This window comes from Pseudoalteromonas sp. T1lg23B (genome assembly GCF_002964665.1).
Classification (GTDB): Bacteria; Pseudomonadota; Gammaproteobacteria; order Enterobacterales; family Alteromonadaceae; genus Pseudoalteromonas.
In genome coordinates this window covers 247,542-265,399 of record NZ_PQBZ01000042.1, presented here as the reverse complement: position 1 = coordinate 265,399, position 17,858 = coordinate 247,542, and the positions used below count along the sequence as shown (strand labels likewise).

Genomic DNA, 17,858 nt, shown 5'->3' with positions numbered 1-17,858 from the left:
AATCGTTATGAAAAAGCTTTTTGCAATAAGCGTGTTAAGTCTCTGTGTGATCACGGGATGCAGTAGTCAATATCACACAGGCTCTGAGCGTTCAAATACTTCTCTACTTAGCCAACAATTGGTTGTAAGCCCCAATGATGAGCGAGCTTATAAAACCCTAACGTTAGACAATGGCATCGAGGTTATTCTTGTCTCTGATCCAAGTGTAGATAAGTCGGCCGCAGCATTGAGTGTGGGGGTTGGGCTGTTACACGACCCGATGACTCAACAGGGGATGGCCCACTATTTAGAGCACATGTTGTTTTTGGGTACAGAGCGTTTTCCTGATACTAATGGCTATTCAGATTTTATGACAGCCAATGGTGGTGCTCATAATGCATACACCTGGTTAGACATCACTAACTATATGTTTAAGGTAAATAATAATGCCTATGATGAAGCTTTAGATAGGTTCTCTGATTTCTTTAAATCGCCAAAACTCTACCCTGAATACACGGAAAAAGAAAAAAACGCGGTGAACGCTGAATGGTCGATGCGACGTGAAATGGACTTTTTTGGACAGTTCAAACTAGCTAGAAACATGATGGGTGAACACCCAGCTAATCGCTTCTTACCGGGTAACTTAGAGACATTGGGCGATAAGGAAGGCAGCAATCTGCACGCCGAAACGGTAGCTTTCTATCAGCGATACTATTCGGCCAATATTATGAAGCTCGCTATGCTCTCTAATGAGCCTCTAGATGTAATGGTCGAAAAGGCGCGTAAACATTTCTCTACCATCGAAAACAAAAATATTGAGAAGCCAACCGTTACAGAGCAAATAGACTTTTCTAAAGTCGGCAAAAAGCGTATTCATTACAAACCGAATGAAGATGTAAAGCAGTTAAAACTGGATTTTACGATTGAGAATAACATCGAGCAATTTGCGGTTAAGCCCAACTACTTTGTCACCTATTTGTTGAGCAATGAAATGCAAGGTAGCCCAGCACAGGTATTGAAAGAGCAAGGCTTGATCTCATCGCTAACAGCAGGCGCTAGCCCAGATCTGTATGGTAACTATGGTGTGCTGAGTGTTGATATAAACCTAACAGACAAAGGGATGCAGAATAGAGAGCTTATTGTCGCCACAGTGATGAAGTACATCGAACTTATCAAACAGCAAGGAATAGACAGTAAATATTTCGATGAAATCCGCACTTCTTTGAATAACCAATTCCTATTCCTAGAAAAAAGTGACGAGTTTGGCTATGTAAGTAATCTGACTGATAGCATGCAAAAATACCCCGTCAATCATGCCATCAATGCTAATTATTTCTATGCCGAATTTGATAAGAAGTCAGTAAAAGAGGTGCTTAGCCAGCTAGATAGCGAACATTTACGCGTCTGGTATATCAGCAAAGACGAACCAACTGATAGTCAGCTCCATTTTTATGATGGCAAGTACAAGATCACGGATATTCCAGAACAGGAAATTGCTAGTTGGGCTCAGCCAAGCCAGATGGCGCTGCAATTGCCAAGTGTAAATAGGCTTTTACCGGAGCAATTTGCAATCAAAACGACGGCTGAACAGGCAAAGTTTGGTGTGCAGAAAGTATATGAACGCCCAGGTCTTGTGATTTGGCATACACCGAGCGAGCGTTTTTCACATCAGCCCAAAGGAAGTATGCATATTTATATTAACTCTCCACAACGGACGACAGATATAAATACCGATGTAAGTCTAGCGCTTTGGTCTGACCTATTTGCAATAGAGCAAAGTAAGTTACAAACAGAGGCACTCGTAGCGGGGATGTCGTTATCGCTGACGCCTAGTGACGGTATGGTGATGAGGGTCGCTGGGTTTACTGATAAACAGCCAGTGCTGCTTGCTCAGGGCATGAAAAATATCCGTGTCAATGTTTCAGAAGACGCATTTGCTCAGGCAGTAGACCGATACACAAGGGCGTTGCTTAATGAAGGGAAGCAGTTTCCTTTTTATCAGGCATTTGGTCAGTTAGGGAAAATGATTCAAGCGGGAGAGTACGACACGCAAGCCTTGATCAAAACGGCGCAAACTCTGACTTTAGAGCAGTTTAACGCTATTCAGGAAAGCATACTAACTGAAAATCAAGTGAGAGTTTTCAGCTACGGTAATTACAGCCAAGAAGATTTAACGCAAGTTGCGCAAGTGATCACACAGGCGTTACCGGCTGCAAAAATCCATACAGACTATGTGATGACTAAGTATTGGCAGCCCAAATTAGGGGAAACCCTTGTATGGCAGCAAGATATTGATGTTGCTGATGTTGCCATAATTGATATGCACGTTCATCCAACACCTGGATATCAACAAAAGGCTGCTGCATTGATCTTACAGAATCATTTAAGAACAAATATTTTTGATACATTGCGCACAGAGGAACAGCTTGCGTATGCTGTGGGCGCGACGGTGCGTAGTATCGAAGATTACTCGGCGTTGGGGCTTTTCATCCAATCTCCAGTTATGGATGTGAAGTCGATGCAAGCACGTTTTGACGCATTCAAGCAAGAGTACGCGAAAACTTTATTGCAATTAGACGAAGCGACATTTGCACAGCTGAAAAGTGCTGCACTTGTGTCGTTGAATGAGGAGCCAAAAAACCTAAGTGATGAGCTATCGCCATTACTGGCAGATTGGTATAAAGAAAGGTTCGCTTATGACTCGAAGCAAAAATTGATCAAAGCGGTGGAGCAGGTAGAGCTTAAAGATATTCAAAACTACTATCAGCAAACGATGTTAAATCCAGATGCTCCGAGACTTAATATCCAAATGCGTGGTAGCAAGTTTAAAGATAAACCATTTGCGCAGTTACCTAAGCAGACAAAGCTTGCAACCTTGGAAGAGCTATATAAAAGTATCTCTTTACAGTAAGTTAGCAAGAGGTGGATATGCTGAGCATATCCACCTGATTTAAATTAAGGCAGTTAATAATGACAATAATAAACACACAACGCTTGATGATCCGCCGAGCCGTTCTTGATGACGCCAACTTTATTTTGCAATTACTCAATCAGCGAAGCTTTATCGATAACATTGCTGATAAGCAGGTGAATACAATTGAAAGCGCAAACAAGTATATTCAAAATGCTTTTTTTGAGCCTTACAAGGTGAGTGAAAAAGCGCCATATATAGTTACACTGACCGATGGAACACCGATTGGCATTGTGGGTTTTTACCAGCGGCCAGTCTTTAACGTACCAGATCTTGGCTATGCGTTTTTAGATAGTTATACGGGGCAAGGGTATGCGCGCGAGGCTGCTATTGCACTACTCGAATTCGCTCGTGACAAGATTGGGTTGACCTCTGTCTTGCTATTACGTCGCCAGATAATGCATCCAGTGCAAAACTGCTACAAGCATGTGGGTTTAGTTACCAACAAAAGGTGATTCTAGACGATAATCTGCAACCAGCTAATTTGTACCGTCTGGATTTTGCGTAATGGTGGCAAGCTGAGAAGAAATATCGGCACTGAGTTTGAGCCACGACACTTGTAGTGCCTGCACTAAAGGTGAAAAACCGTTTTCTTTGAGTGGCTCAGTTAAAGTAAAGGGGCGATGTATGAGTAGCTCCGTGTCGCCATTGCGGTGCGTATAGACAAACCAACGCCCACTCACTAGTGAACCCGCTTTATAATGGCCCGCAAAATCGTCCACAACAATGGACAATACATAGCTGTTGGCTGGAGTGGTAGGTACATCAGCATTTAGAATTTGCCATTGCGATAAGTCTCTAGTAAGCGCTTGAGTGAGTGAACGTGTAAGCATGTATCTGGGATGTTCAGCCCAAAAGTGATATTGCGCGACCGATACCTTGTTATCATCTAGCCGCTGTACGATCCCTTGTTGATCGGCGGTGCCACTCATTTTGACAGTATTTACTTTAAGTGTATGCGCAGGTTGACTTGCCTCAGCACGTTGCTGTTGGGACAAGTCTAAAGAAAAGCCATAATATTGACTCGTTTGGCTTGTAGGATTACTACATGCGCTTAGCAATAAAATAAAAAAGCAGCTCCCAAAATAGCGCATTTACTTTTTCCTTGGTTCTGGATCGTCAGGCGTTTGTTTATTGAAAATTATCATGTTTGGTTGTTCGTTCAACCCTTTTGCAAAAGGTTTTAAGGTGTTTGATAAACTTTCTAACTCTTCCAAAGTATCCGTCAATTGTTCAACCATCGTTGAGTCTTGCTGATAATGGGTGAGTGTTTTTTCAAACTGTCGTAAGCTAGATGTTAACTGTGTTAACGTAACTTTGATGTTGTCTAAGTTCTCATTCACTTTGTTTGCAGTGCCAGTTTGGTTAAATGAGTCTACTAATTCATTCATTTCCATTGCCAGTTGCCTATATTCTTTTAACGTTCCATCAAGTTGTTCTAACGTCTTGTTTACAGGTAGGTCATTGAGCTTATTCAAAAGTTTAGTGACCTGTTCCGATAATGCGGTGAAGCCGCTCGACACACTTGGCAATGTTGGATAAAGCGAAGATGTCATCACACGAGCGTCCGGCGCATCAGGGTAGAAATCTAGCTCTATATAGATCGCACCCGTTAACATATTGCCACTTTTTAATGAAGCTCTCAATCCATTTCTAATCCATTTTTCTATATGTTGCTGCCAATATTCTCTTGCAATTGCACTGCGTTCGAATAAACGACCATATTCGATGCGAATAAGAACGGGAATTGACGTACTATCTTGTTGAAAGTACAAAGGTTGACCATTACGCTTTAATTGCGCGGGGGCTTGTTCTACCGTACCGATACGCATTCCTCGATATTCTACAGGGGCACCGGAGCGTAGGCCACGAATGGACTGTTCAAATTCTATTAAATAAAAATCAAAATCATCAAAGCGCTGTTCTAATGCCGTTGAAAAATTTTCGTGTAGAGCAAAGGTCATTTGGGCTTCAGCGGTTTCAGATGGTGCCTGATCCGGTGGGTAATCTACCGAAATGCCTCCTTTGATGAGCTTAGATAAACTGCCTGTAGACACATCTATGCCTTCGGTTGATAAATTAATGGACACGCCAGAGGCAACCCAAAAAATCATATTGTCTGCGATGAGTTGATCATAGGGAGAGAACACAAAAATACCGTATTCCATAGCGAGATTGTCGATATTGAAATTGGCTGATTCAATTTGGCCGATTTTGAAATTGCGAAAGTAAATGCCTGTGCCAACGTCTAAGACTTCAGCATGTCTGGATTTAAGTTTATATCGCTTACCTTCGATATCTGCACCAATGAGAGCGGGCTCATCTTGCAAGGTAAATAGCGAAGATTGTATTTTGCTGGTACCAGGCTCAAGTTCGAGATATACACCAGAGAGCAACGTATTCATTCCAGAGATACCAGATTCATCAATACGCGGCTTTACAACCCATATTTTCGCGTCAGAAGTTAACAAGGGTTCATACATGGTATCAATTTGCACCTTGGCGATGACGGCATTTTGCTCAAGTTGTAAACGAAGAGATTCTACTAACCCGATTTTAACGCTACGTACTCTGACTTGAGTTTTACCCGCAATTATACCGTCGGCATTAGACATCTTTATAAAGACAGTATGACCTTTATTAAGTTGGTGCTGGTATAACATCCAGATGGTTACACATAAGGCAATAATCGGCACAAACCAAATAACAGAGAACTTAGGTTTTGTTTCTATATATGCATGTTCACTCATGAGGGTTTAATCTATCCCATAAAATTCTTGGATCAAAGCTATGTACAGACATCATCTGACAAAGAACCATAACTGCGAAAAATACGATGCCGATTTGCGGCTCTACGGTTAATACCGTCCCCAGTTGTACCAAAGAGACTAGAATGATGACAACAAAGACATCAATCATCGACCATTTACCCATCCATTCTAACCATCTGTAAAGCTTGGATGCTTGCTCAACTCTTTTGCAGCGCTGAGTTTCAATAAGCAAATAAAATAGTGCTAGCGCTTTGATGATCGGAATACAAATACTGGCAGCGAAAATAATAATGGCAACTGGGTATGAACCTTCCTGCCAAAGGATCACAATTCCTGAGAAAATTGTAGCAAAGGTATTCTGACCAAGGTTAACCGTATTCATGATAGGTAGCAGGTTGGCCGGTATCATCAGCACTAAGGCGGTTACCATCCAAGCGAGCGCTCTGGCATTGGCCTGTGGCTTTCGAAAGTGCGTTTTAGCATAACAGCGAGGACAGTGTGTGCTTGATGTTAATTGACCACAAACACTACATTGCTTGAGAGCTTGCGATTTAGCACTTTTGCCACAAAGCAGTGTCTTTGGCTCAAACTGGGGCTGTTGGCGCTGCCAAAGTTCATTCTCATCAATTAGGGTTAATAGCTCTATGAAGCAAAACACAAATAGCACGTATGACCAAAAGCCGTAGCCCAACTGCAAATCGGCATATGCCATCAGTTTAAAAGCGCTGACCAATACTGCCACTAAAAAAATATCAGCCAAATTGAGGGGGACAATGTAACTTAAAGATTTTGATATCCATCGAGCATTGTGAGGGTTGAGCTGCTTCCACAGTGGGCTTTGGGTAATAAGCACAAGTGAACACACCGCAAGTGGCATGAGTAAAATGGTAAAAATGAACACAAACGCTAGCATCGTACTATAAGTTTCACTCAATAACGTGGCCGCATCCCACAGGCTTATTTGCTGTTTGAGACCGTGTTGACTAAATGAAATAAACGAGGGATAGAGGCTTGAAAAGAGAAACAGCAATGACGCAACACTAAATGCATTGATCCATTGTTGTTGGTTGTTTCTGCAACTGAGCAGTTGTGAGCCACAATATGGACATAGCGCACGCTGTTGCTGTCCAATATGTCCGACATTAATTATTTTGTCGCAGTGTTTACAAGCGAGTATCACAAACTAGTCATCTAAATTCAGAGTCTTACTCTAAGTGTGCGGCAAATATGAAATGAGTGCAAATTTGATCTAAATAAGGCTACAAACGTCTATAACATCATGTCTGAGAAATAAAGTTATATAATGGCATCGGTTAGTGAGAACTGAGTGTCTCACAATGGTGAGACACTCAGATAAAACTGCTAGTCGAATAAAGCTACCGTTTGACGGGTAAGGGCCAGCAATTCGCCGCTACTACTCCAGATACACCCATCCTCAAGTCCATAACCGTCTTTACAATGATGGGTAATGGCCTCGAATCCTAACCAGTCATCTGCTTTTAGTTGCGGTTCTTGAACAAACTCCAGATACCAAGACATGCTGCTGGCCGGAGCTGGCTGTTTATACATTTGCAGCAACGTAGGGGGCCACGCATCCGTGAGGGCAATGATATGGGCTTCATTCATACTTTGTGGCGTGTCTTTAAAGCGCATCCAGCCGCCTAGATGAGAAGTCTCTACGCCACTAAACGGCATACCACCTTGTTGTGGGCACAATGCAACATGTTGGAAGAACTCTGGCATGATACCTTTTTGATAAGGCAACATATGACGCTCATCGACAGCTTTTAAACTCATTTTCTTTACTACATCAACACGTACGTTTGAATTGCGCCTAGCGCCAAAGCATGCTTGCGTGATCACAACAACCTGTTCATTCTGAATGATTTTGGCCATCACTTGATTACTATTTTTGCCAGTACGAAGCACTTCAACATGAATTGTGAAATCATGTTCTGCTAATAATGGGCCTACAAAGTTAGTACTAAGTGAAAGCAACCGGCGCTCACTGTCTACATGTTGTCTGATAGCTTGATACATGAGTGCGGCAGAAAGTCCGCCAAATGCTGTACGGCCCTGACACCAGTTTGCTGGAAACTGCATAGCAGCACTTCCCAGTGTCGCAGCTTGAGCCAATAATTGATCGAAATGCATAACATCCCCTAAAGACGACTTTGTTCAACTGGTTTATATCACAGCCACTGAGGTCAGACCAGTTTGGTGCGATTAAAAAGTAATAATAAAACTGCCATTTTTTGCCCAAAAAGCACTCAAAACAGAATAAAAATAAAAAAAACGAAATTTTTTTCACTTTTAAGCTTGAATTCAATTTTGTCGCCCTTATTTACAAAAGCATCTAACAGAACAACGAATTTTGAAGTCGGAGAAGATTCATGGGTAAAATTATTGGAATCGATTTAGGTACTACTAACTCTTGTGTAGCAGTACTTGATGGTGATAAAGCACGCGTTATCGAAAACGCTGAGGGTGATCGTACAACCCCTTCAATTATTGCATATACAGCTGAAGGTGAAACACTTGTAGGTCAGCCGGCTAAGCGCCAAGCGGTGACAAACCCACAAAACACACTATTTGCGATTAAGCGTCTAATCGGTCGTCGTTTTGAAGACGAAGAAGTACAGCGCGATATCGGTATCATGCCTTTCCAAATCGTTAAAGCAGATAATGGTGATGCATGGGTAGAAGTACGTGGTGAAAAGCGTGCGGCACCTCAAATTTCAGCAGAAGTACTGAAGAAAATGAAGAAAACCGCTGAGGACTTCTTAGGTGAAGAAGTAACTGAAGCTGTTATCACAGTACCTGCATACTTTAATGACTCACAGCGCCAAGCAACTAAAGATGCTGGTCGTATCGCGGGTCTTGAAGTTAAGCGTATCATCAACGAGCCTACAGCGGCTGCTCTAGCCTACGGTATGGACAAAAAGCAAGGCGATAACGTTGTTGCAGTATACGACTTAGGTGGTGGTACATTCGATATCTCAATCATCGAAATCGACGAAGTTGATGGCGAGCACACGTTTGAAGTACTCGCGACTAACGGTGACACTCACCTAGGTGGTGAAGACTTTGACAACCGTGTTATCAACTACCTAGTTGCAGAGTTCAAAAAAGACCAAGGTATCGACCTTAAAACTGACCCGCTAGCAATGCAGCGTGTTAAAGAAGCAGCAGAGAAAGCAAAAATTGAGCTTTCTTCAGCGCAGCAAACTGAGGTAAACCTACCTTATGTAACGGCTGATGCGACAGGTCCTAAGCACATGAACGTTAAGCTAACTCGTGCAAAACTTGAATCACTAGTGGAAGATTTAGTGACCAAGTCAATCGAGCCGCTTAAACAAGCACTTGCTGATGCTGATTTATCTGTAAGCGATGTAAACGACATCATCCTAGTTGGTGGTCAAACACGTATGCCACTGGTACAGAAGACAGTTGCAGACTTCTTCGGTAAAGAGCCGCGTAAAGACGTTAACCCTGATGAAGCAGTAGCTGTAGGTGCTGCGGTTCAAGGTGGTGTACTTGCTGGTGACGTGAAAGACGTACTACTACTTGACGTATGTCCTCTATCTCTAGGTATTGAGACTATGGGTCAAGTGATGACTGCACTGATTGAGAAAAACACGACTATCCCTACTAAAAAGTCGCAAACATTCTCAACAGCTGAAGATAATCAGTCTGCGGTAACAATCCACGTACTACAAGGTGAGCGTAAACGTTCAAGCGACAACAAATCTTTAGGTCAATTCAACCTAGAAGGTATTCGCCCAGCTCAGCGCGGTGTACCACAAATCGAAGTAACATTCGATGTTGATGCTGACGGTATCTTACACGTATCTGCAAAAGACAAAGATACAGGTAAAGAGCAGAAGATCACCATCCAAGCTTCTTCAGGTCTAAGCGATGAAGAAGTAGAAAAAATGGTACGTGATGCTGAAGCGAATGCAGAAGAAGATAAGAAGTTCGAAGAACTAGTTTCTTCACGTAACCAAGCCGATGCAATGGTTCATGGTACGCGTAAGCAAGTAGAAGAAGCTGGTGATGCACTTCCTGCGGAAGATAAAGAAGCGATTGAAGCTGCATTAAGCGAGCTTGAAACAGCTATCAAAGGCGACAGCAAAGAAGAAATCGATGCAAAAGTACAAGCATTAGCAGAGAAATCTCAAAAGCTAATGGAAATTGCTCAGGCTAAAGCGCAAGCTGGCCAAGCAGGTCCAGAAGCTGGTGCGCAGGGTTCTTCAAAGCAAGACGACGATGTTGTTGATGCTGAGTTTGAAGAAGTTAAAGACGACAAGTAATTGTTGACTTGTAAGGGCGCGCTGGCGAATTTCGCTTGTCGCGCCCTTAGTGTATGTAAATTTTGGCCCTAGGCCAGTTTGATGAGCTCAGGCACATCATTTAACTAGAGTAATGTGATAACTATGTCAAAACGTGATTATTACGAAGTACTAGGCGTTAGCAAAGATGCCAGCGAACGTGACATAAAAAAAGCGTACAAACGCTTGGCGATGAAGTATCACCCAGACCGTACGGCGGGTAATGCTGAGCTAGAAACTAAGTTTAAAGAAGTAAAAGAAGCGTACGAAGTACTAACTGATAGCCAAAAGCGTCAGATGTATGACCAATACGGCCATGCAGCCTTTGATCAGAATGGCGGTGGCCACGGTGGTTTCGGCGGCGGTCATGGTGACTTTGGTGATATTTTTGGCGACGTATTCGGTGATATTTTTGGTGGCGGTGGGCGTCGTCAATCACGTCAACAGCGTGGTGCAGATCTTCGTTACAACATGGACCTCTCGCTTGAAGAAGCCGTTCGTGGTAAGGAAGCTGAAATTAAAGTACCGACTTGGGTAAGTTGTAGTCCTTGTGATGGTAGTGGTGCCAAGGCAGGTTCTAAACCTAAAACTTGTACTACCTGTCACGGAGCTGGTCAGGTACAGATGCGTCAAGGCTTTTTCGCAGTGCAGCAAACTTGTCCAACATGTCAAGGTACGGGATCAATCATTTCTGATCCGTGTAACAAATGTCATGGACAAGGTCGCGTAGAAAAGACTAAAACACTGAATGTGAAGATCCCAGCAGGTGTTGATACAGGTGACCGTATTCGTCTATCAGGGGAAGGCGAAGCAGGGTTGCACGGAGCACCAGCGGGTGATCTGTATGTTCAAGTCGCGGTACGCGAACACCCAATTTTTACTCGCGATGGTAATAATTTGTACTGTGAAGTACCAATCAGTTTCAGTACTGCGGCATTGGGTGGTGAAATTGAAGTGCCAACACTTGATGGACGAGCGAACCTGAAGATCCCTGCTGAGAGTCAAACTGGCAAGATGTTCCGTATGCGTGGTAAGGGTGTTAAATCCGTACGCAGTGGTGCAGTAGGCGATTTGATTTGTAAAGTTGTACTGGAAACCCCAGTAAACCTTAATGACCGCCAAAAAGAGCTATTGAAAGAGTTTGAAGAGAGCATGGGGGGAATGAACGGTAAAAACCGCCCCAAAGCGCAAGGCTTCTTCGATGGTGTAAAAAAGTTTTTTGATGATTTAACAAAGTAGAATCAAGAATCGGATGTAAAAAACGGCGCATTAAGCGCCGTTTTTGTTTGTGCTTAGCTAATTTAGCAGCACCAAGTAATCATGTTTGCTTTCACATTTACAGGCAATCGTTTGGTCGTACTGACCCAAGAGTAATTGTCCTGTTTTACAACCTAATAATTCACATTTGGTACCACAGGCGAGCGTGTCGCTCCACATCATATATTCATCCTGTAAAAAATTTACTAGTACCAAAACAACAATCACTGCGAATATGAAAAAAAGATATTTTCTATGCATCACACCCATCTTTTTATCTTCTAGTGACAATATAATACTTTAGTCTAGAGTGAGGTTTTGTCTACTATGATGTAACTTAATTGACAGTACGAAGGAGGGGCAATGACACCAGCAATTAACTTACTAGAACAGCAAGGTATACAGTTTCAAATACTTAAGTTTGAACATGACCCATCACAACATAATTTTGCTAACGAAGCCGCTGAAAAATTAGGACTACTAACTGAACAAGTATTTAAGACATTGCTGGTGGATGTAGACGGTGTATTGCACGTGGCTATCTTGCCTGCAACACGACAGGTGGACCTGAAAGCTTTTGCTAAGGCGTGTAAAGGGAAAAAGGCCATGATGGCTGATGCAAAAAAAGCGCAAACTACCACGGGATATTTAATCGGTGGGATCAGCCCTTTTGCACAGAAGAAACGCCTTAACACATTGCTTCATAATGACGCGAAAAAATTCACCACAATATACGTTAGCGCAGGAAAAAGGGGGTTGGAAGTTGAAGTTGCGCCTGAGGACTTGAGTCGGTTGTGTAATGCTAGATTTGCACAGTTTTAACTAAAGAACTCAGTGTTTTGAAAGGCTACTATAGAAAAGGTGTTAGAAGGCATTTATTAGAGTAACGAGTTTATAGATCTAATCGAATAATATCATGTATCGTCTTACCTGATCATAAAGTAGTTATTTTTAGTCGCTTTTCTATTTATTTTTATAATAAAAAGCTCCCTCGATTGAAACCTAACAGATATAATCTTTCAAGTTCCTAAATATAAGCTATTTTTTAACTGTTTTGGTAGAGTATGTACGAAAATATCAAATATAAATTAAACACTTTAAAAAACAACAAAGCTTTTGAGTTGTCAGTTGTTGCAGTGATCATCATTTCTGCCCTTGAAATAGGGGCGAAAACTTTTCCTCTCTCAAGTGGTGCTATCACAGTTACTCACCTGCTCGATATCTTTATTACTTTGTTTTTTCTATTCGAGCTTGCAGTGCGTTTCATTGCAGATGATGATAAAAAGCGGTTCTTTACCAAAGGCTGGAATATTTTTGACACGTTAGTGGTGGCAATTAGCCTTATCCCAATCAACGATAGTGAAATGGCGCTTTTAGCAAGGCTTGTTAGAGTGTTTAGGGTGTTGCGGATGGTCTCCGTCGTACCAGAGCTGCGGATATTGATAAACTCTTTATTAAAAGCGATGCCACAATTAGGTTACGTTATTTTATTGATGTTCATAATCTTTTATATTTATGCTGCAATTGGTAGTTTTGTATTCAAAGATATAAATCCAAAATTGTGGGGAGATATAGCAATATCCATGCTAACACTCTTCAGAATAATGACATTTGAAGATTGGACTGATATTCAGTATGAAACAATGGAAGTTTATCCGATGTCTTGGATATTTTATTTAACGTTTATATTCTTCACCGCATTTGCATTTTTAAACATGGTGATTGGTATTGTAGTAAATGTGATGGAAGATGAACGATCAAAACTAAGAAAAGAAAAAGCAGACGCACAAAATGTCCCTACAATTGCGGATTTACATAACGAAATTCAGCAATTAAAGGCATTAATTGTGCAACAACAGCGAAATGCAGTTGATACTGTTCAAAAAGACCACTCTGCATAAGTTTGCTGGACACGCTACCGCTACCGACTAGTCCCATCTAGCGGTAGCAAAGCAAAATTGCTCGAGCGTTAGAGTGCATTTAAGCTTATCTAACGCTCTACATGCTATGCCAAATACTGTCGATATCATCACACTTACCGACTTTAGACTCATTCTCAACTAGCGTTGCCGTAGCGAATGGTAACGATGACAGGGCGTCAACAATACACTCTATGAGTATTTGATATTCAGATGTAGCTTCTAAAGTTCCGATAAAACTTCTCCCTTTAATCTAAATAGACTGCAAAAAAGTATCGTTTCAGCGTACACGTGTAAGCTTTTAATTTGCTTATAAATATTCTTAATCAAATGAAACCGCAGTAAAAAACTCGTAAAAAATGTTTCTAGAGTGATTGATCTATTGTGATTTTTGTGCCGTAATGTAGGTATATCTATCTGGTCGGATGAGTTGATTATGAGTTTAAGAACACAACTAAAGAAAGTATTACCAAGCATTTCAGTAACTGAGCAAGAAGCATTAGATGCTGGTGATGTATGGCTTGAAGGGTCTATCTACCAAGGCAAACCTGATTTTGACGCGCTAAGAGCTGTGCCAGAAGCAAAACTAAGTGCTGATGAGCAAGCGTTCTTAGACGGTCCAGTAAAAGAATTAATGGCGATGATCGACGATTCTGTTATTCAAAACAGTAAACATTTGCCAGAGCATATTTTAGAATTTTTGAAAAAAGAGCGTTTTTTCTCTCTTATTATCCCTAAATCTTTTGGTGGTCTTGAGTTCAGCCCTTATGCTAACTCTACTATCGTAGGTACTATCGCAACGAAATCATCAGCAGTTGCTGTTACGGTCATGGTTCCGAACTCGTTGGGGCCAGGTGAATTATTACTTCATTACGGTACAGAGGAGCAGCAAGCTCATTACTTACCTCGTCTTGCAAACGGTCGCGAAATCCCATGTTTTGCGCTAACAAGCCCAGAAGCAGGTTCTGATGCCGGCGGTATTCCAGATATTGGTATCGTTAAAAAAGGTCAGTATAACGGCGAAGAAGTGATTGGTTTAGAGGTAACGTGGGACAAACGCTACATTACCTTAGCACCTATCGCAACAGTACTTGGTTTGGCGTTTAAAGTAGAAGACCCTGATGGTCTACTGGGCGGTAAAGAACACTTGGGCATCACATGTGCGCTAATTCCTAAATCTCACCCAGGTGTAGAGCTGGGCAATCGTCATGACCCTATGGGCATTCGTTTTTATAACGGGACAACTCGTGGTAACAAAGTGTTCATTCCTATGGACTTTATCATTGGTGGTCAGAAAAACATTGGTCGTGGCTGGCAGATGCTAGTGAGCTGTTTGGGAGCAGGACGTGGTATTTCTCTACCTGCGCTGGGTGTTTCAACTGCACAAGTTGCACTTAAGTCAGCATCAGAGTACGCCGCGGTACGTGAACAATTTGGTCTATCTATTGGTCAGTTTGAAGGTATTCAAGAGAAGCTCGCTGATATCGCGGGTAAAACGTACTTGCAAGAAGCGATGCGAGTCTTAACGACTGAAGGTCTGGGAATGGGTCTTAAGCCGTCAGTAGTGACTGCAATTGCTAAATATCACATGACTGAAATTGGCCGTGATGTTTTAGATTCTGCAATGGATATTCAAGCTGGTAAAGCAATTCAAAATGGTCCGCAAAACACTCTTGCAAGTGGTTATGTTGCGCAACCAATTGCTATCACGGTTGAAGGTGCGAATATTTTAACTCGAAACCTAATGATCTTTGGTCAAGGTGTTATGCGCTGTCACCCATACTTACAGTCTATGGTTGAGTCTATTCATAGTCAGGAACAGGATGCAGATAAAACCTTTAATAAGATTCTACGTAAAACTGTAGGCTACAGCATTGGCAATAGTCTTCGAGCGTTCCGTCTTGGCTTATTACCGTTTACTGCAGGAAGTAAATCACAATTGCCTGAGGTGCAAGCTTATGAGAAGGCTGCGCATCAGCTATCAGCAAAACTTGCTGTTTATGCAGATTTCTCGCTGTTGGTATTAGGTGGTAAGTTGAAGCAGGCTGAAATGTTGTCAGCACGTTTAGGCGATGTAATGAGTTATCTGTATGCAGCTATGGCATCGATTAAGTATTATGAGCAAAAAGTTGCGGTTGCTGATAGACAGGCCGCGGCGCCATATTTCCATTATGCCACACGCTGGGCATTACAAAGTGCAGAAAACGCGTTGCATAAGTTTTTAGACAACTTCCCTGCGTCTGGAACTCGTAAGTTTATGCGTGTTATCACTATGCATTACACACATAGAATGCCAACAATCAGCGATGATTTAGTTCGTGAGCTAGCACAAGCTGCTCAGCTTGATACAGCGTTCAAAGCACAGCTAACGCATTTGATCAAGCCTACGGCTGGTGATGGTCATGACATCAACGAGCAAGCTTATAAAGCTAAGATGGCGTGTCTAGACCTACTAGCTAAAGTGAAAAAAGCCCTTCGTAGTAAGCAAATTAAGCCAGGAGTGCGTTTTGCAGAGACGCTGGATAACGCGCTTACAGCTAACCTGATTAGTTCAGAGGAATATGCTCAGCTTATTGATTACAATAGGAAACGTGAAAAAGCGATTCGCGTTGATGAGTTTGATTTTGATATGAACTTACTGGATGACAACGCCCAGCCTGTTGAAAAAGTTCAGCAAGCAAGCTAACAGTCAACAATGCCTTAAGTGCTAGCTGTATCGGCACTTAATTACATTTAAAGCCCCTGAACAATACGTCAGGGGCTTTTTTTATTGGTAAAAAATGTTAGCGTTTAATATAAATGGGTAGTGATTGACAGATATGCTTTACGAAATTCTCAGTGAAACGTTCAAAGATATTGTAGATAAAGAGAGTAGTAGCCAGCTTTGGAGTGGTTGTGGCTCAGTAAATAGAATGCATTTGGATGGTGTCGATGTGGTGGTCAAGTTTGCCCAAGTTCCAACGCAGCTTACTCACAGAAACATAATACAATCAGATTTTGCGTTGGCGCGTAAGTTAAAGTCATACCAAGTTGAGCTGGCGTTTTATCAGCAACAAACTGTGCAGCTTAACGAGGTTTGCAAAGTACCTAAGTTAATACACGCGATTCAGCGAGACCATACCACTTGTTTAGTGTTAGCCGATTTTGCGCCTGAAGGGTTTAATCCGAAAAGTGAGTTATCAATTGCTCATCATCACCAAGTGTTAAATTGGCTGGCAAAGTTTCACAGCTACTTTGTTTTGCGAGCAGATATTGGCTGGCAGGAGGGAGGGTATTGGCATCTAGCTACACGCCCAGATGAGTTGCAAAGAATGGCCCATGGAGAGCTAAAAACACACGCAAAGTGTATTGCTGAACTTATCCGTGACTGTCCTTATCGTACCCAAATACATGGTGATGCAAAAGCTGCGAACTTTGCGTTTAGCCCCGAACTAGAGGTGTTGGGCTATGACTTTCAATGGCTTGGCTCGGGGCTTGGTATACAAGATGTCATGCTGTATTTTACGAGTGTGTTCGATAATGATGGCTTGCAGACCAATGCTGACAACTTGCTCGAATATTACTTTTCAATGTTGTCTGATAATTTATCTGCTACATGCAGTACACAACGCACTCAAGATATCGTCACCAGTTGGCGTGAATTATGGCCTGTCGTTTGGGCTGATTTTCATCGTTTCCTATTAGGGTGGAAACCCGATCATTTTAAAATCAATAACTATATGCGCGAGCAGTCTCATAACGCATTGAAACTTGTCAGAGGTTAACTATGTTGTTTGCATTGTTGAGTGCGCTATGTTGGGCTGGGTTTGATTTTTGCCGAAAGAAACTCGCGGCTTATTACGATGCCCCACTTATGTCTGTGGTATTTAGTCTGAGTGTGTTGCCAGTATTTTTGATGTTATGGGTGTACGGTGGTGCTAAGCTGCCGTCAATTGAGTACTTTCTGCCAGCAAGCTTCAGTGGATTACTTGCAGCCATAGCCAGCGTTGCGTTTATTCGTGCTCTTGCTATTGGAAAAATAGCCATCGTATTATCAATGTTATCTTTCACGCCCGTATGTTCAGCCTTGCTGGCATGGCTATGGCTCAAAGAGCCACTGACATTAGTACAAATTTTTGGAATTTTGGGAATAGTCAGTGGTTCTTTTTGGTTAATGGGAGCTCGGTTAAACACTTCAGAGGGCGGTATTTGGCAAGCTCTACTTACTTCAGCGTGCTGGGGATGTAGCATTGTTATCGATAAGTATGCTTTACAGTACTCAGATAAAGCGTTTCATGCTACTTACATAACGATCATAGTACTAAGCGCTACAGCTTTGGCATTGGGCGTGCGCGTAAAGTTGGATGCTATTCAAAAGCACATTGGTTGGTGGAGTGTTTCAGCATTAGTATTTTCAAGTGCGGTTATTTTTCAGCTTGTGGCAATTGAGTTGATGCAGCCAGGTATAGTCGAAGGGTTAAAGCGTTCTATCGGCATTATCAGCGCGATGTTGGTAGGCGCGTGGATATTTAAAGAGCAGCTGACCAACAAGCAATGTGTGGCGATTTTTTTTATGCTGCTAAGCACACTTATATTACTCATATAGAAACGCCCGCTAATGCGGGCGTTTAATTCTGTGTTGCTTCACGGC

13 protein-coding genes are annotated in these 17,858 nt (G+C 42.2%); 9 read left to right on the top strand and 4 right to left on the bottom strand.

Annotated elements, in window-relative coordinates:
- The first annotated feature begins 7 nt into the window (after window positions 1-7).
- Window positions 8-2,890, top strand: coding sequence for an insulinase family protein (locus C2M32_RS17735; RefSeq protein WP_105169648.1), 2,883 nt, complete (start codon window positions 8-10; stop codon window positions 2,888-2,890).
- Between the two features lie 59 nt (window positions 2,891-2,949).
- Window positions 2,950-3,405 carry a GNAT family N-acetyltransferase gene (locus tag C2M32_RS17730; RefSeq protein WP_105169647.1) on the top strand — a complete coding sequence of 152 codons (456 nt, stop codon included), beginning with the start codon at window positions 2,950-2,952 and terminating at the stop codon, window positions 3,403-3,405.
- 24 nt (window positions 3,406-3,429) lie between these two features.
- On the opposite strand, the gene C2M32_RS17725 is transcribed toward C2M32_RS17730, so the two are convergent.
- The 4 genes from C2M32_RS17725 to C2M32_RS17710 all read right to left on the bottom strand — a co-directional run bounded on the left by C2M32_RS17725 (window position 3,430) and on the right by C2M32_RS17710 (window position 7,875).
- On the bottom strand, window positions 3,430-4,044 hold the full coding sequence (locus C2M32_RS17725; protein ID WP_105169646.1) for a PqiC family protein: 615 nt from the start codon (window positions 4,042-4,044) through the stop codon (window positions 3,430-3,432).
- Entirely contained in the window at window positions 4,045-5,700 is a 1,656-nt protein-coding gene (gene pqiB / locus C2M32_RS17720) for an intermembrane transport protein PqiB (protein ID WP_105169645.1), read from the bottom strand.
- Window positions 5,693-6,901, bottom strand: coding sequence for a paraquat-inducible protein A (locus tag C2M32_RS17715; RefSeq protein WP_105169644.1), 1,209 nt, complete (start codon window positions 6,899-6,901; stop codon window positions 5,693-5,695). The genes pqiB and C2M32_RS17715 overlap by 8 nt, the downstream gene beginning before the upstream one ends.
- Window positions 6,902-7,083: 182 nt before the next feature.
- Window positions 7,084-7,875 (bottom strand): thioesterase family protein, encoded by a 792-nt coding sequence (locus tag C2M32_RS17710; RefSeq protein WP_105169643.1) that lies wholly within the window; start codon window positions 7,873-7,875, stop codon window positions 7,084-7,086.
- 239 nt (window positions 7,876-8,114) lie between these two features.
- On the opposite strand from C2M32_RS17710, the gene dnaK reads away from it, so the two are divergent.
- The 7 genes from dnaK to C2M32_RS17670 all read left to right on the top strand — a co-directional run bounded on the left by dnaK (window position 8,115) and on the right by C2M32_RS17670 (window position 17,813).
- The gene (gene dnaK / locus C2M32_RS17705; RefSeq protein WP_105169642.1) at window positions 8,115-10,034 is read left to right on the top strand and encodes a molecular chaperone DnaK; all 1,920 of its coding nucleotides are present in this window, start codon (window positions 8,115-8,117) and stop codon (window positions 10,032-10,034) included.
- Window positions 10,035-10,157: 123 nt separating this feature from the next.
- Window positions 10,158-11,291 (top strand): molecular chaperone DnaJ, encoded by a 1,134-nt coding sequence (gene dnaJ, locus C2M32_RS17700; RefSeq protein ID WP_105169641.1) that lies wholly within the window; start codon window positions 10,158-10,160, stop codon window positions 11,289-11,291.
- Window positions 11,292-11,672: 381 nt separating this feature from the next.
- Window positions 11,673-12,131, top strand: a complete 459-nt coding sequence (ybaK, locus tag C2M32_RS17690; RefSeq protein WP_105169639.1) for a Cys-tRNA(Pro) deacylase — start codon at window positions 11,673-11,675, stop codon at window positions 12,129-12,131.
- A 242-nt stretch (window positions 12,132-12,373) separates the two neighbouring features.
- The gene (locus C2M32_RS17685; RefSeq protein ID WP_105169638.1) at window positions 12,374-13,210 is read left to right on the top strand and encodes an ion transporter; all 837 of its coding nucleotides are present in this window, start codon (window positions 12,374-12,376) and stop codon (window positions 13,208-13,210) included.
- A 454-nt stretch (window positions 13,211-13,664) separates the two neighbouring features.
- Window positions 13,665-15,914, top strand: a complete 2,250-nt coding sequence (locus C2M32_RS17680) for an acyl-CoA dehydrogenase (RefSeq protein ID WP_105169637.1) — start codon at window positions 13,665-13,667, stop codon at window positions 15,912-15,914.
- A gap of 133 nt (window positions 15,915-16,047) precedes the next feature.
- A complete protein-coding gene (locus C2M32_RS17675) occupies window positions 16,048-16,992 on the top strand; it encodes a kinase (RefSeq protein ID WP_199886186.1) in 945 nt (314 codons plus the stop codon).
- Window positions 16,993-16,994: 2 nt separating this feature from the next.
- Window positions 16,995-17,813 carry a DMT family transporter gene (locus tag C2M32_RS17670; protein ID WP_105169635.1) on the top strand — a complete coding sequence of 273 codons (819 nt, stop codon included), beginning with the start codon at window positions 16,995-16,997 and terminating at the stop codon, window positions 17,811-17,813.
- Window positions 17,814-17,858: the final 45 nt, after the last annotated feature.

Coding starts and splice junctions, on each gene's coding strand:
- C2M32_RS17675 (WP_199886186.1), top strand. CDS start 16,048: ATGCTTTACGAAATTCTCAGTGAAACGTTCAAAGATATTGTAGATAAA.
- C2M32_RS17710 (WP_105169643.1), bottom strand. CDS start 7,875: ATGCATTTCGATCAATTATTGGCTCAAGCTGCGACACTGGGAAGTGCT.
- C2M32_RS17685 (WP_105169638.1), top strand. CDS start 12,374: ATGTACGAAAATATCAAATATAAATTAAACACTTTAAAAAACAACAAA.
- dnaJ (WP_105169641.1), top strand. CDS start 10,158: ATGTCAAAACGTGATTATTACGAAGTACTAGGCGTTAGCAAAGATGCC.
- C2M32_RS17730 (WP_105169647.1), top strand. CDS start 2,950: ATGACAATAATAAACACACAACGCTTGATGATCCGCCGAGCCGTTCTT.
- C2M32_RS17725 (WP_105169646.1), bottom strand. CDS start 4,044: ATGCGCTATTTTGGGAGCTGCTTTTTTATTTTATTGCTAAGCGCATGT.
- C2M32_RS17735 (WP_105169648.1), top strand. CDS start 8: ATGAAAAAGCTTTTTGCAATAAGCGTGTTAAGTCTCTGTGTGATCACG.
- C2M32_RS17670 (WP_105169635.1), top strand. CDS start 16,995: ATGTTGTTTGCATTGTTGAGTGCGCTATGTTGGGCTGGGTTTGATTTT.
- pqiB (WP_105169645.1), bottom strand. CDS start 5,700: ATGAGTGAACATGCATATATAGAAACAAAACCTAAGTTCTCTGTTATT.
- ybaK (WP_105169639.1), top strand. CDS start 11,673: ATGACACCAGCAATTAACTTACTAGAACAGCAAGGTATACAGTTTCAA.
- C2M32_RS17680 (WP_105169637.1), top strand. CDS start 13,665: ATGAGTTTAAGAACACAACTAAAGAAAGTATTACCAAGCATTTCAGTA.
- dnaK (WP_105169642.1), top strand. CDS start 8,115: ATGGGTAAAATTATTGGAATCGATTTAGGTACTACTAACTCTTGTGTA.